Annotated in this window: 20 protein-coding genes and 2 tRNA genes; 11 read left to right on the plus strand and 11 right to left on the minus strand. The window is 60.1% G+C overall.

Annotated elements, in window-relative coordinates; genetic code table 11:
• Positions 1–18 precede the first annotated feature (18 nt).
• From I6L47_RS07980 to I6L47_RS07995, 4 genes are all read left to right on the plus strand, one after another.
• Complete coding sequence (locus I6L47_RS07980; RefSeq protein WP_005334830.1) at positions 19–714, plus strand: energy-coupling factor ABC transporter ATP-binding protein; 696 nt, start codon at positions 19–21, stop codon at positions 712–714.
• Positions 686–1,330, plus strand: a complete 645-nt coding sequence (mobA, locus tag I6L47_RS07985) for a molybdenum cofactor guanylyltransferase MobA (RefSeq protein ID WP_216949055.1) — start codon at positions 686–688, stop codon at positions 1,328–1,330. The genes I6L47_RS07980 and mobA overlap by 29 nt, the downstream gene beginning before the upstream one ends.
• The gene (locus I6L47_RS07990) at positions 1,327–3,072 is read left to right on the plus strand and encodes a bifunctional molybdopterin-guanine dinucleotide biosynthesis adaptor protein MobB/molybdopterin molybdotransferase MoeA (RefSeq protein ID WP_216949056.1); all 1,746 of its coding nucleotides are present in this window, start codon (positions 1,327–1,329) and stop codon (positions 3,070–3,072) included. Before mobA ends, I6L47_RS07990 begins: the two co-directional genes overlap by 4 nt.
• A gap of 62 nt (positions 3,073–3,134) precedes the next feature.
• Complete coding sequence (locus I6L47_RS07995) at positions 3,135–4,193, plus strand: FUSC family protein (RefSeq protein ID WP_216949057.1); 1,059 nt, start codon at positions 3,135–3,137, stop codon at positions 4,191–4,193.
• A 77-nt stretch (positions 4,194–4,270) separates the two neighbouring features.
• Here the strand turns inward: I6L47_RS07995 and I6L47_RS08000 are convergent, their stop codons facing one another.
• The 9 genes from I6L47_RS08000 to I6L47_RS08040 all read right to left on the minus strand — a co-directional run bounded on the left by I6L47_RS08000 (position 4,271) and on the right by I6L47_RS08040 (position 11,508).
• Positions 4,271–5,644 (minus strand): HD-GYP domain-containing protein, encoded by a 1,374-nt coding sequence (locus tag I6L47_RS08000; RefSeq protein WP_139463454.1) that lies wholly within the window; start codon positions 5,642–5,644, stop codon positions 4,271–4,273.
• An 87-nt stretch (positions 5,645–5,731) separates the two neighbouring features.
• Positions 5,732–6,286, minus strand: a complete 555-nt coding sequence (locus tag I6L47_RS08005) for a DUF3332 domain-containing protein (protein ID WP_216949058.1) — start codon at positions 6,284–6,286, stop codon at positions 5,732–5,734.
• Between the two features lie 161 nt (positions 6,287–6,447).
• Positions 6,448–7,743 (minus strand): PAS domain-containing methyl-accepting chemotaxis protein, encoded by a 1,296-nt coding sequence (locus I6L47_RS08010; protein ID WP_216949059.1) that lies wholly within the window; start codon positions 7,741–7,743, stop codon positions 6,448–6,450.
• A gap of 179 nt (positions 7,744–7,922) precedes the next feature.
• Complete coding sequence (locus I6L47_RS08015) at positions 7,923–8,405, minus strand: GNAT family N-acetyltransferase (RefSeq protein ID WP_216949060.1); 483 nt, start codon at positions 8,403–8,405, stop codon at positions 7,923–7,925.
• 97 nt (positions 8,406–8,502) lie between these two features.
• Complete coding sequence (locus tag I6L47_RS08020; RefSeq protein ID WP_021229847.1) at positions 8,503–8,946, minus strand: DoxX family protein; 444 nt, start codon at positions 8,944–8,946, stop codon at positions 8,503–8,505.
• A complete protein-coding gene (locus I6L47_RS08025) occupies positions 8,943–9,695 on the minus strand; it encodes a DNA-binding domain-containing protein (RefSeq protein ID WP_216949061.1) in 753 nt (250 codons plus the stop codon). Before I6L47_RS08025 ends, I6L47_RS08020 begins: the two co-directional genes overlap by 4 nt.
• On the minus strand, positions 9,688–10,536 hold the full coding sequence (locus I6L47_RS08030; RefSeq protein ID WP_216949062.1) for a DUF692 domain-containing protein: 849 nt from the start codon (positions 10,534–10,536) through the stop codon (positions 9,688–9,690). The genes I6L47_RS08025 and I6L47_RS08030 overlap by 8 nt, the downstream gene beginning before the upstream one ends.
• Before the next feature lie 72 nt (positions 10,537–10,608).
• Positions 10,609–10,872 carry a DUF2282 domain-containing protein gene (locus tag I6L47_RS08035; protein WP_005334862.1) on the minus strand — a complete coding sequence of 88 codons (264 nt, stop codon included), beginning with the start codon at positions 10,870–10,872 and terminating at the stop codon, positions 10,609–10,611.
• A gap of 435 nt (positions 10,873–11,307) precedes the next feature.
• On the minus strand, positions 11,308–11,508 hold the full coding sequence (locus tag I6L47_RS08040; RefSeq protein WP_005334863.1) for a YbfA family protein: 201 nt from the start codon (positions 11,506–11,508) through the stop codon (positions 11,308–11,310).
• A 212-nt stretch (positions 11,509–11,720) separates the two neighbouring features.
• Here I6L47_RS08040 and I6L47_RS08045 point away from each other — a divergent pair, with 212 nt between their 5' ends.
• Positions 11,721–12,014, plus strand: a complete 294-nt coding sequence (locus I6L47_RS08045; RefSeq protein WP_005347702.1) for a hypothetical protein — start codon at positions 11,721–11,723, stop codon at positions 12,012–12,014.
• 48 nt (positions 12,015–12,062) lie between these two features.
• Here I6L47_RS08045 and I6L47_RS08050 read toward each other — a convergent pair.
• Together I6L47_RS08050 and I6L47_RS08055 are read right to left on the minus strand one after the other, a co-directional pair.
• Positions 12,063–12,136: transfer RNA gene (locus I6L47_RS08050), tRNA-Cys, on the minus strand.
• A gap of 57 nt (positions 12,137–12,193) precedes the next feature.
• Positions 12,194–12,269, minus strand: a tRNA-Gly gene (locus tag I6L47_RS08055).
• 249 nt (positions 12,270–12,518) lie between these two features.
• On the opposite strand from I6L47_RS08055, the gene I6L47_RS08060 reads away from it, so the two are divergent.
• From I6L47_RS08060 to I6L47_RS08085, 6 genes are all read left to right on the plus strand, one after another.
• Complete coding sequence (locus I6L47_RS08060; RefSeq protein ID WP_216949063.1) at positions 12,519–15,956, plus strand: ATP-binding protein; 3,438 nt, start codon at positions 12,519–12,521, stop codon at positions 15,954–15,956.
• 415 nt (positions 15,957–16,371) lie between these two features.
• A complete protein-coding gene (locus I6L47_RS08065; protein WP_005362139.1) occupies positions 16,372–18,057 on the plus strand; it encodes an ABC transporter substrate-binding protein in 1,686 nt (561 codons plus the stop codon).
• A 118-nt stretch (positions 18,058–18,175) separates the two neighbouring features.
• Positions 18,176–19,159, plus strand: a complete 984-nt coding sequence (locus I6L47_RS08070; protein ID WP_216949064.1) for an ABC transporter permease — start codon at positions 18,176–18,178, stop codon at positions 19,157–19,159.
• Between the two features lies 1 nt (position 19,160).
• Positions 19,161–20,081, plus strand: coding sequence for an ABC transporter permease (locus I6L47_RS08075; RefSeq protein WP_005362141.1), 921 nt, complete (start codon positions 19,161–19,163; stop codon positions 20,079–20,081).
• Positions 20,078–21,097 carry an ABC transporter ATP-binding protein gene (locus I6L47_RS08080; protein ID WP_005334876.1) on the plus strand — a complete coding sequence of 340 codons (1,020 nt, stop codon included), beginning with the start codon at positions 20,078–20,080 and terminating at the stop codon, positions 21,095–21,097. Before I6L47_RS08075 ends, I6L47_RS08080 begins: the two co-directional genes overlap by 4 nt.
• Before the next feature lie 11 nt (positions 21,098–21,108).
• Entirely contained in the window at positions 21,109–22,101 is a 993-nt protein-coding gene (locus I6L47_RS08085) for an ABC transporter ATP-binding protein (protein WP_005353824.1), read from the plus strand.
• Positions 22,102–22,196: the final 95 nt, after the last annotated feature.

A 22,196-nucleotide genomic window follows, 5' to 3' on the forward strand; every position in this document is an offset into this window, starting at 1 on the left:
TATCAACAGGAGTACCCCATGGCCCTGACCGCCCACCAGCTAACGATGCGCTTTGGCGAGCGCCAGCTGTTCGAGATTGACCGGCTCGCCATCGCACCGGGGGATGCCATCTGGCTGCATGGAGCCAACGGGGTGGGCAAGACCACCTTGCTCAAAATCCTGGCGGGGCTGCTGACCCCCACCCGCGGCCACACCAATCTGCCGGGGCGCTGGCAACAGCGGCTCAACCGGTTGCTCAAGCGGGATCTGGGGCCGGGCCGGGTCACCTATCTGCACCAGACCCCCTATCTGTTCGATCGCACGGTGCACGACAACGTGGCCTGGGCGCTCGATAAACAGCTCGGCAGCGAGATCCGGGTGTTCGAGGCGCTGCGCCGGGTCGAGCTGGAAGGGCTGGCGCGGGAGCACATCAGCATTCTCTCGGGTGGCGAACGGCAACGGCTGGCGATGGCACGCGCCTGGGCGCTGCAACCGGCCTTTCTGCTGATGGATGAGCCCACCGCCAATCTGGATACACATTCGGTTGCCCTGATGGCCGCATTGGCGCAAGATCTGCGGGAACATGGCAGCGGCCTGGTCGTCATCAGCCACCAGAGCAATGCCCTGACCGACCTGTGCGAGCGGCAATGGACCCTCGCCCGTGGCCAGCTGCAAGAGACGACCCCTTTAAAAATCATCGAGCGACATGACTTCAAAAAGCGACAGCCACTCTGATCCCGTTGCCGTATCAGCAGTGATCCTGGCAGGAGGCCGCGCCACCCGCATGGGGGGCGAAGACAAGGGATGGGTAGCACTGGCGGGACGCCCTCTTATCGACCATGTTTTGGCGCGCCTGCGCCCCCAGGTGGATGAGGTGCTGATCAACGCCAACCGCAGTCAGGCCCGCTATCAGGCGCTGGCCCCGGTCATCAGCGATGACAACAACGACTATCTCGGCCCGCTGGCGGGCATGCAGGCAGGTCTTGCCGCCGCCCGTCATGACTGGGTGCTGTTTGTCCCCTGCGACGGCCCCGCCCTGCCGCTGGATCTGATGAGCCGCTTTCGCGCCGCCCTGACCCCACAGACCGAGCTGGTAGTGGCCCACGACGGCGACTGGTTGCAACCCGTGGTCGCCCTGCTGCACAAATCCCTGCTCCCCTCCCTCACCGCCGCACTGGCAGAGGGAGAGCGCAAAATCGATATCTGGTTTGCCCGCCACAACATGGTGGTGGTGAGCTTTGCCGATCAGCCGGATGCCTTTATCAATCTCAACAGCCCTGCCGAGCTGGCCGCCTACGAGGCCCGTCTGCTTGCCTCGGCTATCGACCCCCAACAAGGAGTCACCTCATGACCCCGGCCCCCACTCTTCCCCTGCTCGGCTTCGCCGCCTGGAGCGGCACCGGCAAGACCACCTTGCTGGAGCAGTTGATCCCCCTGCTGGTGGATCGCGGCCTGCGCATTGGGGTGCTCAAGCACGCCCACCACGACTTTGATATCGACCAGCCGGGCAAGGACAGCTATCGCCTGCGCAAGGCGGGTGCCCAGCAGATGATGGTGGCTTCCCGCCGCCGTCATGCTCGCATCATTGAAACCGAGCTGGCCGAAGCCGATTTTCGCCAGCTGCTGGCCAGCTTCGATCAGACAGAGCTCGACCTGCTCTTGGTCGAGGGGTTCAAGCACGAGCACTTCCCGAAAATCGAGCTGCACCGCGCCGAGATTGGCAAGCCGCTGCTCTTCCCCGAAGACAGCGACATCATCGCGCTAGCCAGCGATCAGCCCGCAGAGACCACCCTGCCGCAACTCGATATCAACGATCTGGCGGCTATCGCCGACTTCGTCTGCCGCTGGCTTGACGGCTGCCAGACTCGCGAGCAGGAGGCTGGCAACGGCTTTTTGTCGGTCGAAGCGGCCCGCAACGCCATTCTGGCGGCCCTCACCCCAAGCTCCGCCTCCAGCGACAAACCGCTGGCCCAGTGCCACGGCGCCGTGCTGGCGACCGATCTGATTAGCCCCATCAATGTGCCACCCCACGCCAACTCGGCGATGGACGGCATTGGCCTGCGCAGCGACGATCTCGCCGCCGGTCGCTGGCAACTGGTGGGGGAAGTGCTGGCGGGCCAGCAGCGCCACGAGCCGGTGCTGGCCAGTCAGGCGGTGCAGATCATGACCGGCGCCCCGCTCCCCCCCGGTGTCGATACCGTGGTGATGCGCGAAGAGACTCGTATTGAGGGTGAGTGGGTCACGGTCACCGCCCCCGTTCGCGCAGGGCAGAATGTGCGTCAGGCCGGTGAAGATCTGGCAAAAGGTGCGGTCGCCATCTCGGCCGGTACCCGACTCGCCGCCCCCCAGCTGGGGCTGGCGGCATCACTCGGTCAGGCCTGTCTCACGGTGCGCACCCCGCTGAAAGTGGCGCTGTTCAGTACCGGCGACGAGGTGCAGACGCCGGGCGAGCAGCTCGCCCCCGGCCATATCTTCGACAGCAACCGCTTCACCCTGATGGCCCTTATCCGCGCCGCCGGTTGCGAGGTGATGGACCTTGGCATCATTCCTGATGACAAGACCATCCTGCGCCAGCAGCTGGAGCAGGCCGCCGCCAGCGCCGATCTGGTGCTGAGCTCGGGCGGGGTCTCGGTGGGCAACGCCGACTTTATCAAGCTGGTGCTGGCAGAGCTCGGCCAGATCGATTTCTGGCGCATCCAGATGCGCCCGGGCCGCCCGCTCGCCTTTGGCAAGCTGGGGCAGACCCCCTTCTTCGGCCTGCCGGGCAATCCGGTGGCGGCGATGATCTGCGTGCTGCAGTTTGTCGAGCCTGCCATCGCCCGCTTGCAGGGCAAGCGGTGGCAGCCGCTGCGCCTCTCGGCACTGGCAGACGAGAAGATGAAGAGCCGCCCGGGGCGCACCGAGTTTCTGCGCGGCATCTTTCATCAGGACCGTAACGGCCAGCTGCGGGTGCGCACCACAGGGCCACAGGGCTCCGGCATTCTCAGCTCCATGGCCGATGCCAACTGCCTGATTGAAATCGTACCGGATCAACCCGGGATCGCCGTTGGCGAGCGGGTCTGGATCCACCCCCTGCAGGGACGATTGGCCTGAATCCCGACGGGGCGTTGGCCGGATGCACGGCGCCCCGTCCCCCACCTGACAGGAGGCAGACCGTGCGTCTTGATGCCCCCCTCTCCCGACTCGATCTGCTGGTCTATGGCCGCTACCGGATCGTCCATGGCCTGCGCATTGCGCTCGCCTTTATGCTCACCTTTCTGCTGACCCGCGAGCTGAAACTGCCGGAGAGCACCTGGCCGCTGATAACCTTGGTGGTAGTGATGGGCCCCATCTCGTTCTGGGGCAATGTGCTCTCCCGCGCCCTGCAGCGGGTGGTGGGCACCATCTTCGGCGCCAGTTGCGGGGTCGTGGCGCTCTATCTGGAGATCTATTCCCTGCCGCTTACCCTGATCTGGTGCGGTTGCATCATGTTCCTCTGCGGCTATCTGGCCCTCGGCAAGCGCCCCTATGTGGGGCTGCTGATCGGCATCACCCTGGGAGTCACCATGGGGGCCATGCCGGGGGATATAGAGACGGCGCTGTGGCGCAGTGCCGACGTGATACTGGGCTCCCTGCTGGCGCTGCTCTTTTGCAGCATCTATCCCCAGCGGGCCTACAGCCACTGGCGGCTGCAACTGCACCAGATCCTGCAGCAGTCGGGGCGGCTCTATCACACCCACCTCTCCCCCAATGTGCTGGAGCGCCCTCGCCTCAAGCACAATCTCTCCCAGTTGCTGGCACAAACCGGCAAACTGCGGGCCCTGCTGGCCCCTGCGGCCAAGGAGACACGCCACAGCATCGCCCTGTTTGATGCGGTGCAGGTCACCATGCGCAATACCCTCTGCACTCTTGAGATGCTGGCCAACACTTACTGGAACGATCGGGAGAGCCACTTCCTGATGCAGAGCACGGCTGCGCTGCAAGCCTGCCATCTGGCCACCGAGGAGGCGATCAACCAGCTTGCCCTGATGATGCAAACCGGCGATGGTCGCTGCGCAGATGCCGCCATCGCCCGCCTGCACGAGGTGGCGACCCAGGTATCGCTGCCGCCCAACGCAGAGGCAGCCATCAATGGCTACCTCTGGCTCAACGTCCAGCTGACCGAACAGCTCACCCACCTGCGCCGCCTGCTGGGACTGATCCTCACCCCGCCCCATCGCAAGCAGCCCGACTAAACCCAATGCAAAACGCCCCGCAGTGGCGGGGCGTTTTGCTGTCTGACTGGCCACTTGGGCCATGAAGGCAGCAAATCTTAACTGGCATTGGCCAGCGGCTGCTCGGTGGTGAGGTAGAGGGAGAAATCCTGAATACCCGCCTGCAGGGCGGCAAAACAGTCGGGGTCTATCGCTGTGCCCAGATTCTCCGCCATCATCTCCAACGCCTGCGGCACAGGGATGGCGCCGCGATAGGGGCGCTTGGCGGTGATGGCATCGAAGATGTCGGCTGTGGTGATGATCCGCGTCTCAAGGGTAATCTCATCCCCTTTCAGCCCCTTGGGGTAGCCCTTGCCATCGAGCCGCTCATGGTGGGCGCCCGCCACTTGTGCCAACTCCTCGAAGGCGCCGATGCGGCTCAGGATCTCCTCGGTGTAGGCGGCATGCATCTGCACCGCCGCCCACTCCTGCGCATCGAGTTTGCCCGGCTTGTCGAGAATGGCGTTGCTCACCCCGAGCTTGCCCACATCATGGAGCAGGGCTCCCCGCTTGAGCCAGCGTCGACGCGGTTCGGACAACCCCATCTGGGTGGCAAGAATGTCGGTATAGAGCGCCACCCTGCCGCTGTGACCCGCGGTGTAGGGACTTTTGGAGTCCACCACCTGCCCGAAGGCCGCCGCGATTTCGTCCAGATAATCCTCATCCAGCGCCACCTCCCCCTGCCCGGCCGGGTGGACCAGCACCCACTCGGTCAGTCGGGGATCGGCCAGCCCTTGCCAGAACTCTTCGTCGGCCAGCGCTTCAAATTCGCGAACCAGCGCCGGATCAAACCAGCTGCCGCTGCGCTCGCGCAGCTCCTTGAGCGCCGCATCCGGACCTGCGGCCGCGTGAAATACATCCACCACCTGACAAAGCAGGGCAATGCGGGAGAAGAGCGGGATCGCCTCGCCTGCCAGTTGCAGGGGCCGACCTTTGCCATTCCAGTGCTCATCGAGGGAGAGGATGCCATCGGCCACCTCGTCACTGAAACGCAACTGGCGAGCGATATCTGCCCCCCGATGACAGCGGGTCTGGATCAGTTCGTTGGCAATCTGGTCGCCGTTGCGAAAGATATGAAACAGGCTGCGAAAACGTCCCAGCAGATCCGCCTGCAAGCCGGTGTGGCCCAGCACAAAGTTGACTACCTCGGAGAGGGAGCCATCCACCAGTTTGAAATCGCGTTTGAAGTGAAGATCGTCGGTGAGATAGAGCTCGCAGATGCGGGCGGCATTGCTGCTGCACCCAAGATCCTTAAGCAGGAGCGTGTAGTAGAGGTCATGGCGCAGCCGGGCGTCCAGTCCCAGCCGCTCCCCCAGACGGGAACCTATCCAGCAGCAGCGAATGCAGTGTCCTCTTGGTTGCCCCTCGGTCATATCGAGCGCATGACTGAGGGAACCAATCAACTCCGCCAATCGCAATCCATTCACCGTCATAGTCTACTCCCTTAGACATCATGGCGATTTTGCCAGCAGATTAGGTATACCCCATCTGAAGCTGGATCGATCTGGATTCAGTTGAATTTAGGCAGCAACCTTGCCCTGATTCGCCCGCTCTTCCAGCTCTGCGCGGCTCAGGGTAGAGACAAAGCGGCCATCGAAGTAGATATCCATCATCTCGCCACGCTTCTCGCCACGCATCATGCTGCGGCGGCCATCCAGATAGTGCACCTCCATCTGGGCGGTATGCTCGTCCGGGTAGCTGATCTCTACCTCGCGCACCCCTTGTGGCAGCATGGCCAACGGCACCTTCTTGAGGGCCGGATCCAGATGCTGGTTCACCTTGATCACCGGATTGGCTTTCATGTCCACCACAGCCGGAGATTTGCCGGTGATAGGGTTCTTGCCAGACCAGAACTCGATGGTATTGAAGACGAACAGGTCAGCGGTCGCGGCCAGACCGTAGACAGGGGAGAGCAGCATAAAGACCCCGGCACGAGCGTAGCGGTTATCCACCACGCTCAGGTTGCCCTTGGTGACCATGCCGGAAAGCCCCATCTGCCCCATACAGCCGCCCAGACCCATGCTCGCGACCATAACCAGCAGGGCCATTGCCCGCCCCTTCTGTTGTAATGCCATCGTGTTCTGTTCCTGCTCTGAAATAAATGAGGCGGCAAGCCTAATCAAGGGGCCAGAAGAGGACAATTCACAATGGCGGGACGATACAGGAGGGGTTCAGATTGGGGCACTGACTGCTCAAATATGAGTCAATGCCCCGGCATGACAGGAAGTCAGGGGGTTCAGATGGCCAGATCAGAGACGGTGCTGGAGACGTTGTTCGCCTCTCGGCGGATGTCGCTCATAACCTCATTCACCTCGCCCACCTGCTGTTTACCCAGCTCGGCGCTGCTGGCGACGTCGGACATCTCGGAGGTGACCTTGGCGGTCAGCTCCCGGTTATTTTGTACCACCTTGGCAATCTCGTCGGTAGAGAGAGACGTACGGGCCGCCAGCTGGCGAACCTCGTCGGCCACCACCGCAAACCCACGACCCTGATCCCCCGCCCGCGCCGCCTCAATGGCTGCGTTAAGGGCCAGCAGATTGGTCTGGTCGGCGATGCTGCTGATGGTGGAGACGATCGCCTCGATACTGCGCGACTGCTCGTTGAGCTGATTGATAAGGCCGATGCTGTGAGTCAGCTGACTGGCAATCAGGCTGGAGGTATCGACCACCGAGGAGAGCAGACCCGCGCCACGCTCGGCGCAGTTCAGGGTCTCCCGGGCCGCATCGTGGGCCAACATGGCCGCTTCCCGCACCGCATCGCTCTTGTTGATCCGCTCGGTAATATCGCTTGCGAACTTGATCACCTTCACCACCCGGCGGTTGTCATCCAGGATCGGGTTGTAGGTTGCCTCCAGCCACACCTTGCTACCGTGACTGTTCTGACGACAGAAGAGACCGGACTTGAACTGACCACGGCCCAGCTCATCCCAGAAGTGAGGCTGGTCTCGATAGAACTGATCGTCGCAAAAGATACGGTGATGCTTGCCCTGCACCTGAGCCAGCGTATAGCCCATGGTATGGAGGAAATTGCCGTTGGCAGCAATCACATCCCCGCTGGGGGTGAACTCGATGACCGCCAGCGACCGATCCAGCGCCGTCACCACCGCCTGCTGGCTGAGCAGTTGCAGGTGGTGCTCGGTAATATCGGCCGCGATCTTGATCACCTTGGTCACCACGCCCCGCAACTTGACCGGAAAATAGGTCGCTTCCAGCCAGATCGCCTCGCCCCGTTTGTTGAAGCGCTGGAACACCCCGGTACGGGAGCGCCCCTGCTTCAGGTCCGCCCAAAACTGCTGATAGTCGCTGCTCTGGGCATAGAGCTTGTCGCAAAAGATACGGTGATGCTGGCCGATAACCTCGGGCGCACTGAAGCCCACCACGTTGAGAAAGAGATCATTGGCGGCCAGCACAGTGCCATCCGGCGTAAAGGTGATGGTCGCCACGCTGCCGTGCACTGCGTCGAAAAATCCCTGCTGTTCCAGAAGTTGATCCTGGCACTGCTGCAACTCGGCTTTCAGTTTGCTATTGAACATCGAAACTTATCCTCCAGACTGGCACCCACCATGGCCAAACCACGCAGTGGATCAATAAGATAATGGTGGCGTGCTCCATCAGCATAGTTGGCGGCGTTGCCGCGATCCCATCTGACGCCATATTTATTGCTGTAAATCAAATTCACCGACCAAACGCCACTCATGCAGAGCTGCAATCCTTATTCCACCGCCGGTTGCCACTCCAGATAGGCCGGATTGGCGACAAAGCCGATCTGCTCATAGAGAGGGCGCCCCTGCTCGCTGGCATGGAGCCACACCTTGCCCAGCTGACGCGATCTGGCGAAGGCTGTAATGGCATCGAGCAGCGCCGTGGCGATCCCCTGCTGGCGCCATTGTGGCCGCGTATACATATTGAGCAGATACCCCTCCATCCCCGCCAGATTGCCGGGATAGGGTGGCCGTTCAAACAATGCCAGCGTCCCTGCCGCCACGATCTGTTTGCCGCCCTCTTGGGTATCGGCCTCAGCCAGCCATGATAAAGCGCTCTCTTCACTCATCGCCCGGGTAAAGTAGTCAAGGGTGGCCTGCCACAAGGCCGGGTCTGCCTGCGGCGTCACCAGCTCACCGACCTCACAAAACAGCTCCATGCGCAGCGCCACCAGTGCGGGTATATCTGCGGCCCTTGCCTGACGAATAATCATTGGCTGCTCCTTTTCTCTCATGGGGAATTTCGCCGGCCGTCATTATGACAAAGAGCGCCTTGTGGCGCTCTTTGTCATTGGGAAAATCACTGGTAAATCAATGGTTGCGACGTGTCAGCCAATAATCCAGGCTCAGTACACCGCCGCCCCAGATGATCAGGGTCAGCAGCATCCAGCCCCACAGCTGGTGATCGTAAAAGCCGCCAGCCCAGAGGGTCGGGTAGGAGATCACCGCCATGATATTGAAGCCAAACAGCAGCAAGGCGGCCGGGCGAGTAAAAAGCCCCGCCAACAGGAAGAGCGGCAACAGCAGCTCGGTCGCCGTACCCAGATAAGCAGCCCACAACCAGGGCAGCAGGGGCACCTGATACTCGGATTCAAACAGATAAAGGGTGGAATCCCACGCAGTCAGCTTGAGCCAGCCTGAAGTGAAAAAAACCGAGGCGACCCACAGCCGCGCCAGCAACAGCACACCAGCGCTGCTCCAGCGCGGCAAATCACCACTCGAGCTGGCCAGCGCCAGCCATTTGTTTGCCATCATGGCATTACCTCCATATCCACCAGCAGACCAAGAGTTACCAAGCGAGTGAGATGTTCACTGGCAGCAGGGTCGGCCGCAAGCAGATCGACCAGCGCCGTACCGGCGAGACAACCCTGTAGCAGCGCCCACTCACCCGCCGTCAGGGGCAAGGGGGCAACCCGGCAATCCGGCTGTTTCTTCAATGCCAACCTGACGGGGGCATCAAGCACCTCCACCGCTTCACCACAGTGCAGCGCCATCTGCCACAGGGCCAGCACCGGATAATCGCTGGCAACCAGCAGCAGATCCGTGGCTGGCAACAGCCGCAGCCGCTCCCATTGTTGCGGCGATAATGCGGCCAGACGCTCGGCTGGCCAGCAGCGTGATTCCAGCGGCAGCAGACTGGCACGCTCAAGCTGCCATTCGAACTGCGCCAGCGCCTCCAGCCAGGGCAGCCCGGTTGTAGTTGGCAAGCGGGCCAACCATTGGCCAAATCCGGCGCCATAGTGCATGACGCTCCCTTCCCTGAGCGGCTCGGCCAATACGAAGCCACGGGCCGCCGCTGCAAAAAAGTCATCCCCGACCATGGCCTTGACGGCGGGATAACTGCTCGCCAGCACCTCGCCAAGGCTCAGGATGAAGTGGTTGCGATAGACCTGCAGCACAGACTCGGCAGAAAAGAGCCGGGAACTGATGTGAGGGGAAATGGCGTCAGGCGCCCCCAGCAGACCCTCGGCAAAGTGCTGTTGCAGCTGTGCCAGTTCAGCCATGGGCCACCTCCCGTGGTGCACTCATGGCGCGCGCCTCATCCAGAATGGCGCCGGCCTGCGCCGCCTCTGCCAGCAAGACCGGCAGCGGCGGGATCTCGAGGTCCCACTCAATCAGGGTCGGAATGACCTGCTTGCGGCAGATCTGGCGATAGAGTTCCCACACCGGCTCCACCACAGGGGCGCTGTGGGTATCGATATAGAGGGAGCCTTCCGGCAGCTGCTTCTCGGTATAACCGGCCAGATGGATCTCCCCGACGGTGGCGAGATCGATCGCCGCCAGATACTCATCGCAAGAGAAACCGTGATTGAAGGCACTGACATAGAGATTGTTGAGGTCGAGCAGGATGCCGCACTCGCTGCGCTGCTGCAGCTCGGCCAGAAATTCCCACTCGCTCATCTCCCCGGCCAGTTGCAGATAGGAGGAGGGATTTTCAATCAGCATGCGGCAACCCAGGGTCTGTTGTACCTGCTGGATCTTGTCGCTCATGTTGCGCAGGGAGGCTCGGGTATAGGGCACCGGCAGCAGATCGTTGAAGTAACGCCCACCAATGCTGCCCCAGCTGAGATGTTCGGAGATCCGTACCGGTTTGATCGCCGCGGCCAGTGTCGACAACTGCTGCAGATGGTGCGGATCGAGCGGGTCGGCAGAACCGAGGGACATGCCAACGCCGTGAAGACTGACGGGGTAGTGCTGCGCCAGTTCGGCGAGCACCTGAAAACCGTGACTGTGCCGCTCGAAGTAATTTTCACTATGCACCTCCAGCCAACCGACTGCCGGCAGGGTTTGCCGGATCTCATCGTAATGGGGAGTGCGTAATCCGATACCAATCAAAGGGTTCATCGCAAGACTCGCTTTCGCCAATCAGAGAAGATGCAGGGGGCGGCCCGTTGGCCATCCCCTGCCCGATGTCTCTTACTTGGGTTGCAACGAACCGCCGACCAGCTTCTCGCACAGCCCTTTGGGCATCACCACAAAGGCATCACCCTGAGCATCTTCCTTGGCAGTACCGGCGCAGGAGCTGCTCTTGGTCGCACAGTCATTTTTGCTGGCCTTGACCACGCCGTAGCACTTCTCCTTTTCATCGGCAGCCATGGCTGGCGCCGCGATAAATTGGGCGCCCAGCGCCAGCAGACCGGTCATGGCGGAAGCGATAGCAGTACTTTTTTTAACATTCATGTTCATGTTCCTTTTGATGTCGTTGGATGTCGCTGATATCCCCGATTTGTCGCAACCGGGTACCTGCAATAGAACCGGCAAACGGGATATTCCCTTTCAAAAAAAAACACAAAAAGAGTTAAAAAATCCAAAGAAAGACACTCAATCAATTGATTTTAAACAGCTATTTCATCATTAAAAATTTCTCGACGACCACCCATTAATGAACGAGGAAAGTGCCATATGGTGCTTTCATCCCGTTAATCTTCTTCACTGCTTCCATCAAAAGAGATGCATCAGACATAACAAAGCCCCGCCAACAGGCAGGGCTGGATGCAACTTTAAAGAAACAAGAAATAAACAATCGGAGTGGTGTTGGGAGCCAGGAGTTGCAGCAAGCAGATAAAAAAAGAGACAGCTTTGGCTGTCTCTTTTTGCACATGGTGCGAATGGGGTTTAGTAGAAGATCCGCTCGCCACGCTCGCTCATTTTGAGCCACACCGGTTTGGTGCTGGTTTTATTCCAGATCCGGTGCAGATAGCTATAGAAGCGGGCACGATCGCTGCGAAACAGCATCACGGGGAAAGCCAGAATGCCCACCAGCAATACATAAATGCGACGAAGAATAATCTGAGTCAGGGAAAAGGGATGAAACATGATGTAACTCCTTACTGGTAAGACCACTGAGCAAAGATTACCCCACTCCATGTAGGATTACTACATCACCAACGCATTTTTTTATAAAAAAATGGTGAAAAATGGGAAATACTGAAAACGGGTTACGTTATTAACCAACAGTTAACAAACTTGCGAAAATCGTGCGCTTTGCCACAGTTATCAGGGGAAAAACATGCAGTAGGGAGACACGCATGAAACTGCCGGAAGTAGCACTGCTGGTGCTGATGGTTGCCCTGACACGGGCACAACTGGAGGAGTGGCAACTGAATCGGGAAGATGCCATCGTGCTGGCCGAACGGGGCGTGCCCACCGTCAGCCTGTGGCAATGCGGCACACTGAAGCAACGGATTGCGGATCTCAACCAGCACAGCGCCGAGGTGCAGTTTCAATATCGGGGGCAAAACATGGCGGATGTGAGCCACTATCTCGAGCGCGAGTGGAAACAGGCTGGCTGCGAACAGTTGCTGGTACAGCAAGGATACTGACCAAGGCTCAGACTCGAAGAGTGATGATTGAGATAAACAGAGAAAATATGGAGGCACGTTCCGGAGTCGAACCGGACTAAACGGATTTGCAATCCGCTGCATAACCGCTTTGCTAACGCGCCATGCTGACAAGACTGATTGTCTTGAAAGTGAGTTCCATCGTTGGTGCGATGGAAGATTGGAGCGGGAAACGAGACTCGAACTCGCGACCCCGACCTTGGCAAGGTCGTGCTCTACCAACTGAGCTATTCCCGCGTTACTGCTTTCGTGCCAGTTGCCTGACAACGAGGCGCATTATACGTACCACGAGCGCCAGCACAACCCCTTTTTCGCAATTTAAGCCCTGATGCAGACTGTTTGCTCAGGGTTTAAACGCCTTGCTGCATTTTTCTCCAGCCAGCTGTGACCCACCAAGCGAATTTGGGATAAAGTCGTTGAAATGATTACGCTTTCGTTCGAGACTTGAGCGGCTTAATAACCGGATTCTCAATTGAAAATCACAAGATGAAATGGATCTTCACGCTTCGTGGGCTCAGGCCGCAGTTAATGCTGGCTTTTTTCATGTTGGGCATGGTGCCCTTTTTGGTCATCACCCTCTTCTTCCTATACAGCCACGGCAAGGATCTCACCACCCAGACCTCCAACCATCTGGTCTCCGTTCGTAATATCAAGAAGAGTCAGCTCGAGGATTACTTCAACAACCTCAAAGAGCAGATCATCAACTTCTCCCAGCAGGATTTCGCCGGCAACAGTATCGGCCGTTTCTATGGCTTTACCGGCGCCTTCGAGAAGTTGGGCACCACACCGCAGGAGGCCCGCAGCCGTGCTCAGGCCCGCTATCTGCCCGGCTCCTGGGATCAACTGCGCAAACCGGACAGTCAGGTGGAGATCGAACCCTCCATCACGGCGCTTATCCTCGCCGACGAGATGTATGGCCGGGTGCACCAGCGCTTTCATCGCGGCTATGCCGACATGGTGCGCAAGTCCAACTACAGCGACATCTTTCTGGTGGACCTCAACGGTGATGTGGTCTATTCGGTCACCAAGCACCCTAACTTTGCCACCAATCTGCTCTCCGGACCTTATCAGGGCAGTGGCTTGGGCCAGACCTTCGCCAAGATCAAACGCCGCCTCGATGGCGGCCAGAAACCGCAGCAGATCTTCGAGTTCACCGATTTTGGCCGCAACGAGCTGACCGGGCAGGTGGTCGCCTACATGGCGGCCCCCGTGATGCAGTACGACTATGTGCGCGGTGTGGTGATTTTCGAGCTACTGCCGGACAAGCTCAACCAGATCATGGCGGAGCGGGAGGGGCTGGGCGAGACCGGCGAGACCATCCTGATCGGCCCTGACAAGCGGATGCGCGCCGATGCCTGGCTGGCACCGGAGTTCAGCGTCGAGAACAGCTTCAGCCCCAATTTCCGGCCGCTGCAAACACCCCTCATCACCAAGACTCTCTCCGGCGAGCAGGGGGTCGGGCTGTTCCACTCCTATCAGGATGACGAGGTGCTGGCCGCCTACACCCAGGTGAAGGTGTTCGATACCGAGTGGGCCTTTATCGCCGAGATCTCTACCCGGGAAGCCTATGCCCCGATCCGCCAGCTGGAAACTCTGGTAATTGTGCTGGGAGCGGGCTCGGTACTGCTGCTGATCCTCTTCTCCCGCTGGCTCTCCCACTCCATCACTGCGCCGCTGCGATCGCTGACCGAAGCAGCCGAGCAGGTGGCCGACGGCGCGCTGGATCACCCCATCGCCATCGAGCGCACCGGCGATGATATCGACCGGCTGGCCGAGGCGTTTCGCCATATGCAGCGCTCGGTGAAGGACAAGATCGAACTGATCGAACAGCAGACCCAGGAGCTGCAACAGCAGGTCAAGCTGACCCACAAGCAGAACCTCAGCCTGCAGCAAGCGGACAAGCTCAAGGATGAACTGCTGGCCAACACCTCCCACGAGCTGCGTACCCCCATTCACGGCATCAAGGGGATGGCCGAGTCCATGCTCGCCAGCCAGCAGGATTTGACCGAAGGGCAGCAAAAGCAGCTCGGCCTCATCATCAAGAGCGCCGACGGCTTGGCCCGTCTGGTGGACGATCTGCTGGACTACCACCAGATGCGCTACGGCCAGCTGGAGATCCACTCCCAGCCCGTCTCATCCAAGGGGGTTATCCGGCTGGTGCTGGATCTCTGCCAGCATCTTGTGCAGGCCAAACCCCTCACCCTGGTGGATATCAGCCCGGCCGAACTGCCGCCGGTACTGGCCGATGAGCAGCGGCTCGAACAGGTGCTCTACAACCTGGTGGGCAACGCCATCAAGTACACGCCGCAGGGCAAGGTGGTGCTCAGTGCCATCGTCGAGAACAACTTCCTGCGCATCAAGGTCACGGATACCGGCATCGGCATCGCCCCCGACCATCTGGAACATATCTTCGAGCCGCTGGTGCAGATGAGCCCGGAGGTAAGCAAGCAGGGGGCCGGCCTTGGCCTCTCCATCACCCGCCAGCTGGTGCACCTGATGGGGGGCGAGCTGTTCGTCGAGAGTGAGCCGAGCGTCGGCTCTACATTCGCCTTTACCCTGCCCCTTGCCACCGGCAAAGCGGCCAATCTGACACTCGACAGCCGCCAGATCGAGCATCAGCTGGTGCGCCAGCAACCGCTGATCCTGCCGGACTGGGAGAGCGATGATCTGCCCCCTCCCCCCGAGGATGCGCCGCTCATTCTGGTGGTGGATGACGAGCCCATCAACCTGCACATCCTGCGCCATCTGCTGCAGCCCTGCGGCTACCGCATTCTGCCCAGCAGCGATGGCCACGATGCGCTGGCCAAGCTGGCCGAGGAGCCGGTAGACCTCATTCTGCTCGATGTGATGATGCCCACCCTCTCCGGTTTTGACGTCTGCCGCCGCCTGCGCCAGCAGCACCCGAAAGATATGCTGCCGGTGCTGCTGCTCACCGCCCTTAACCAACCCAAGGATATCGAGGAGGGCTTCGGGGCCGGTGCCAACGACTATCTGGTCAAACCCTTCTGCAAGGAGGAGCTGTTTGCCCGGGTCAAGGCACTGCTCGAGGCCAAGGCCGGACGCGCCTCACTGGTGGAAAACCGGCTCTTGAAGCAGGAGATCGAACATCGCCTCACCCTGCAGGATCGGCTGCATCAGGATCAGCAGCGGCTGCTGGCCCTGCTCGGTGAAGGGGCCGACCCGATGATCTTTATCGACGAGCAGGGCACAGTGCTGTTTGCCTCCCGGGTGCTGGCGCGCCTGCTGGGACAGGAGCCGGAAGCCATGGAGGGGCAGTCCCTCAATGAATGGCTAGCCACCCCGCTGCAACAGCAGTGGCCCGACCTTGCCAGCGAGCGGGAACACAATCTGGAATTTTTAGTGGCCGGGCAAAAAGATGTGCTCAACGCCCGTGCCCTGCCCATCGCGCTCGGAGGACAAGCCGCTTTCGCCCTCACTCTGAGTACCGAGCTGCGTCAGGATGAGAACCGGGTAATGGCGCTGGAGAACGCCCTCAAGAACCTCTCGCGGCAAGCCATCATCGAAGATGAACAGCTGCTGGGCGAGCTGAGCCGCCTGGGTGGCGAGTTCCGTTCGCTGGCCGACGACCTTATTCGCCAGCAGGATGACGAGCCGCTGCGCCGTGCGCTGGTAGAGACCATGCAGCTTACCCTGGATGCCTGGCAGCAGGGGACCGGCAAGGGCAAAATCGTGCTGGCGGAGAAGAGCAAGCTGTGGCGGGTCTATATGGACAGATCCAGCCCGCAGACCCGTACCCTCGACAAATACCTGAGTCTGGACACCCTGCCCAAGTCGCCACGCTGGAAGACGGTCGTGGCCACCACCGAGTATGTGCTGGGCCACTGCCCGCTCAATGACCACCAGCGCCAGCAGTTGCAGCACAGCGCCCAGACCCTGCGTCAACTCGCCAACCGCAAGCCGTGACACGGCGCCCTAAACGGGCGCCGGATCACAATTGGCAATCTGGTTTCTTTTTATGCAAAACAAAGCCTCGCCCGACCCCGAAACCGAGAGCAGATCCAATTCACAAATTTGTCATATACGCCATTTTCACAGCCACTTTTTACGCGAAAGCAAATAACGCAAAGCAATGATTTTAAACATATAAAAAACGATTTTGACGAGATTGACGTAACACCGTCAATTTTTACGAAAACAACGAAATCAATAGTTGTTGTTTTCCTGTTAATTCTGGTTTGCTTAGGGCGTTGGAAAACAGAACGACAAAGGTTAGACACCTGACCAACACAGAGGGCCGATTTCATCAGCATGCGAAACCGGTGCTCACACAAAACAAGGCGAACCCTCGGGAATGCCAAAAAATAAGAAAGGAAAACATATGCTTGCCAAAGTATCCAAAATCTCTACCGCTGTAATGCTGGGAACCATGATGCTTGCCGGTGCCGCCGGTAACGCCATGGCCGCAGAAAACAAAACCGTGCTGACCATGGTTGCACAGCAGGAAACCGCCTGGGTCAAGAACTTCAACCCCTTCCTGCAAGCGGGCTTGCTGCACACCACCCGTCACTTCATCTATGAACCGCTGGTGATCTTCAACGATATGCAAGGGGGCAAACCCGTCTATCGTCTGGCCACCAACTATGCGTTCAGCGATGACCTGAAATCCGTCACCTTCGATCTGCGTGACGGCGTGAAGTGGTCTGACGGCGAAGCCTTTGATGCCGATGACATCATCTTCTCCTTCAATCTGGTCAAGGCCAACAAGGCGCTGGATGAGCGCTCAATCTGGACCCAGATCAAGAGCGTCGAGAAGCTGGCCCCCAACAAGGTCAAATTCGACCTGACCGAGGTCAACACCAACGTGGTGAACGATCTGGTGCTGGTACCTATCGTGCCGGAGCATCAGTGGAAATCGGTGAAAGATCCGGTTGCCTTCACCAACGACAAGCCGGTTGGTACTGGCCCCTTCACCGAAGTGGACAACTTCTCCGCCCAGCTCTATACCCAGTGCCGCAACCCGCACTACTGGGATAACGCCAACCTCGCCATCGACTGTCTGCGTATGCCGCAGATGGCCACCAACGACCAGGTGCTGGCTGCTGTCATGAAGGGTGACATCGACTGGTTCGGCTCCTTCGTGCCGGATATCGAGCGCCTCTACGTCGGCAACGATCCGAAGAACAACAAATACTGGTTCCCGGCCTCCGGTACCGTGGCGTTCAACGTCAACTTCCAGACCAAGAACCCGGGCAATAACGAAGCCTTCAACGATATCAACTTCCGCCGCGCCTTCTCCATGGCGATGGACCGCCAGTCCATGGTGGATATCGCGGGCTACGGCTACCCCACCGTCAACGAGTACCCGTCAGGTCTGGGCAAAGCCTTCGACTCCTGGAACAACCCGGAAGTGGACAAGAAGTACGGCAAGTACAACAAGTTCGATCTGGAAGGGGCCAAGGCCCTGCTGAAAGAGGCAGGCTACAAGGATTGTGACGGCGACAAGTTCCTCGACACCCCGAGCTGCAAAAAGATCGAGTTCAAGGTACTGGTACCGAACGGCTGGACCGACTGGGTCAACACAGTTCAGATTGGTGTAGAAGGGCTGCAGGCGCTGGGCCTGAACGCCAAGACCGCCACCCCGGAAGCAACCGTCTGGACCGAGAACCTGATCACCGGTGACTTCGATGTCGCCCTGCAGGGTTACTTTGCCGGTGCCAACCCGCACAAGTACTTCGAGACTGCATTCCACTCCCGCAACATGGGTGACCGTGGCAACCGCTTCGCCGCGCCCCGTTACAAGGATCCCGAACTCGACAAGCTGATCGATGACTTCACCCAGACAGCCGATGCGGCCAAGCAGAAGGAGATCATGTTCGCCATCCAGGATCGTGTTGGTGCCAACCAGACCATCATTCCGGTCTTCAACAACCCGACCTGGTACGAGTACAGCACCAAGCGCTTCAACGGCTGGTTCAGTGCTGATAACCCGGTAGCCAAACCTCAGCTCCACCCGGACACCCCTGAGCGTCTGCTGCACGTGTTGTCCCTCAAGCCAAACAGCTAAACAATCCCGGCCCCCTGCGGGGGGCCATCTTCCCCGTTAATCCCCTTCCTGCCCGACTTTGCCGGGGTTGGGGTAGCTATACCCGACGCGGGGCAGACTTGCAGTAAAAGGTACTATCATGGGATTCATACTGAGACGCTTTTCCTTCTATCTGGTTGCCTTTCTGGTAGCCGCCACCATCAACTTCCTGTTACCCCGTGCCATGCCAGGGGATCCTGTCTCCGTGATGTTTGCCCGCGCTGGCGCCATGATGGAACCCGCCGCCCTAGAAGCCCTCAAAGCCACCTTCGGCTTTGTCGACGGCCCCATCGGCACCCAGTTTCTCACCTATGTGAAGAGTGTCTTCACCTGGGAGCTCGGCACCTCGGTGCGCTTCTACCCGCAGCAGGTCTCTGACGTGCTGGGCCGTGCCATCGGCTGGACCCTGTTTCTGGTCGGCACCTCCACCATCCTGAGCTTCTCCCTCGGTTCCATCGTCGGCATCTTTGCCGCCTGGTATCGCGGCGGCCGGATGGACAGCATTCTCTCCCCGCTCACCCTGGTGATGCAGGCTATTCCGCCTGTGGTGGTCTCCCTGCTCGCCCTGTTCCTGTTCGGGGTCAGCCTCGAATGGCTGCCCATCGGCTACGCCTACAGTCCGGAGATCAAGGCTGACTGGGGCTGGGAGCACATCAAGAGCATCATGACCCACGCCATCATGCCGGTGCTGACCCTGGCCGTGGTGCAGGTGGGGGGCTTTCTCATCACCATGCGCAACAACATGATCAACCTGCTGGGCGAGGATTACATCACCATGGCCAAGGCCAAGGGGCTCTCCAGCAACCGGGTGATCTTCAACTACGGCGCCCGCAACGCCATTCTGCCCAGCGTCACCGCCCTCTCCATGGCGCTCGGCTTCGTCATCGGTGGATCTCTCATCACCGAGGTTATCTTCAACTATCCCGGCCTGGGCCTGACCCTCTATCAGGGCATTCTGGCCCGCGACTACCCGCTCATTCAGGGGCAGCTGCTCATCATGACCATCACCATGCTCAGCTTCAACTTCCTGGCCGACGTGCTCTACGTCTTCCTGGATCCCCGTCTGCGTACAGGAGGCAAATAAGATGCGTATGCCGACCATTCTCAAAATCCTGCTGGGCAACAAGAAGGCTGCCTGTGGCCTCGCCATCGTGGTTGCCTTCGTACTGATGGCCATCTTTGCCCCCATTCTGGCCAGCAACGAGCCGACCAAACGGGTGGCTCGCCCGCACCAGCCGCCCAGTGCCGAGTTCGTGATGGGTTCAACCCGCATGGGCCACGATATCTGGGCCCAGTTCACCAACGGCGCCCGTATCTCACTGATGGTGGGCTTCAGCGCTGGCCTGCTGGTCTGCACCCTGGCCGTCGCCATCGGCATCACCGCCGGTTACTTCGGCGGTCTGGTGGATGAGTGCCTCACCTTCCTGATGAACGTGGTGCTGGTGATCCCCAACCTCCCCTTGCTACTGGTGCTGGCGAGCTTTATCGGGGAGGCGTCACCGGCGGTGATTGCCGTGATAATAGGGTTGACCTCGTGGGCCTATGGCGCGCGGGTTATCCGTGCCCAGACCCTGGCCCTGCGCGAAAAAGAGTTCGTTATCGCCGCCGAAGTGCTGGGCGAGCCGGCCTGGCGCATCATTCTGGTGGAGATCCTGCCCAACCTCATCTCCATCATCGGGGTGAGCTTCATCGGTTCCATCATCTACGCCATCGTCACCGAAGCGACCCTGGAGTTTCTGGGGCTTGGCGACCCGACCGTGGTGAGCTGGGGCATCATGCTCTACAACGCCCAGACCTCCAGCGCCATTCTGGTCGGCGCCTGGTGGGAGATCCTGGCCCCCTGCTTCGCCATCGCCACCCTGGGTGCCGGTCTGGCTCTGCTCAACTTCGCCATCGACGAGATTGCCAACCCGCAGCTGCGCTCCCACAAAGGGTTGAGCCGCTGGAAGAAACTTGCCACCCCGGTCGCAACACCACTCTCTGCCGCACAGGAGAAGACAGCATGAACAAGCATCCACTGCTGTCAGTACGCAATCTTTGCGTCGACTACATCACCGAAAATGGCGACGTGCGCGCCGTCAACTCGGTGAGCTTCGATATCAGACAGGGCGAGATCTTCGGTCTCGCCGGTGAGTCGGGCTGCGGCAAATCCACCGTCGCCTTCTCGGTGGCCCGGCTGCACAAGCCGCCCGCCTACATCAGCGGTGGCGAGATCCTGTTCAAGGGGGAGAACATCCTCCACTACAACGACGAGCGGCTGCGCTCCTATCGCTGGCAACAGGTGTCGGTGGTGTTCCAGTCCGCCATGAACGCCCTGAACCCGGTACTGCGGATGGAGGAGCAGTTCTGCGACGTGCTGCTGGCCCACAACCCCGGCATGACCCGTTACGAGGCGATCAAGCGCGCCCAGGAGCTGCTCACCATCGTCGATATCCACCCGAGCCGGCTCAAGGACTACCCGCACCAGTTCTCCGGCGGCATGCGCCAGCGGCTGGTGATTGCCATCGCCATGGCGCTCAACCCCGAGCTCTTGATCATGGATGAGCCGACCACGGCGCTCGATGTGGTGGTACAGCGGGAGATCCTGCAGAAGGTCTATGCCCTGAAAGAGAAGTTCAACTTCTCCATTCTGTTCATCACCCACGACCTCTCCCTGATGGTGGAGTTCTGCGATCGCATCGGCATCATGTATGCCGGTGAACTGGTGGAGGTGGCTCCCTCCAAGGCGATCCTGACCGCGCCGCTGCACCCCTATACCAGAGGGCTGGGCAACTCCTTCCCACCCCTGCACGGGCCGAAAAAGGTGCTGGAGGGGATCCCGGGCACACCGCTCAACCTGCTGGAGGTGCCGGTCGGCTGCCGCTTTCAGGCCCGCTGCGGCAAAGTGCACGATCGCTGCCGTCAGGAGTACACCAGATTGGCCGAGATCCGCCCCGGGCAACAGACCGCCTGCCACCTCTATGAGGAGCAGGGACTGCAACAAGATTCCGTGATCTATCTGGACAAGGCCGCTGGCTGTTAAGGATGTCTGTCATGCAAATCGCCAAAACCGATGCACCCATCATCGAAGTCCAGCACCTCTACAAGGACTTCCCCATCAACTCCAATGCCATCAAGAGTGGCAAGATGCGGGCCCTCTCCGACATCACCTTCAACCTGCACCGGGGCCGTGCCCTGGCGGTGGTCGGGGAGTCGGGCTCCGGCAAGAGCACCATCGCCAAGATCATCGCCAAGATGTACAAGCTCAGTGCCGGGCGCATTCTCTATCGCGGCCACGATCTGGAGGAGTTCAACAAGGGCACCGCCCTGCTGGACTATCGCCAGAGCGTGCAGATGGTGTGGCAAGATCCGTTCGGTTCGCTCAACCCGACCCACACCATCTATCACCACATCGCCCGTCCCCTGCTGCTGCACAGCAAGGTGATCGACAAAAAAGAGCTGCCCGACATGGTCTACGCCCTGCTGGAGAAGGTCGGCCTGACCCCCGCCAAGGCGACCGCGGCCAAGTATCCGCACCAGCTCTCCGGCGGCCAGCGCCAGCGGGTCAACATCGCCCGCAATCTGGCGGTGGAGGCGGAAGTGGTGCTGGCGGACGAACCCACCTCCATGCTCGACGTCTCCATTCGCATCGGCATCCTCAACCTGATGGAGCAGATGAAGAACGAGCTTGGTGTCTCCATGCTCTACATCACCCACGACATCGCCACCGCCCGCTATGTGGCGGAAGATCTGGCGGTGATGTATGTGGGACACATGGTGGAGTGGGGCGAGGTGGACGAGATCCTGCACCACCCGCAGCACCCCTACACCCAACTGCTTATCTCGGCGGTGCCCGACCCAGAGAAGAGCATCCATGCCGAACTGGAGGGTGGCCGCAAGGGGGAGATCCCGCTCTGGACGCCGGAGTCCTGCGGTTGCCCCTTTGCCGGGCGCTGCAATCAGGCGATGCCCCGCTGCAAGGAGGCGCTGCCCCCCATCACCAAGCTTGCCGACAACCACTTCGTGCGCTGCTACCTCTACGAGTGAGGGTGAGCCTTGAACCGGCCGGACAACCCTGTCCGGCCATGCCTCGATACGGGGCGGCCACAGCCCCGTGATGTGCCTCACCGCCCGGCGGTGAA

Origin of the sequence: Aeromonas sp. FDAARGOS 1417 (genome assembly GCF_019046985.1) — a bacterium.
GTDB lineage: Bacteria > Pseudomonadota > Gammaproteobacteria > Enterobacterales > Aeromonadaceae > Aeromonas > Aeromonas veronii.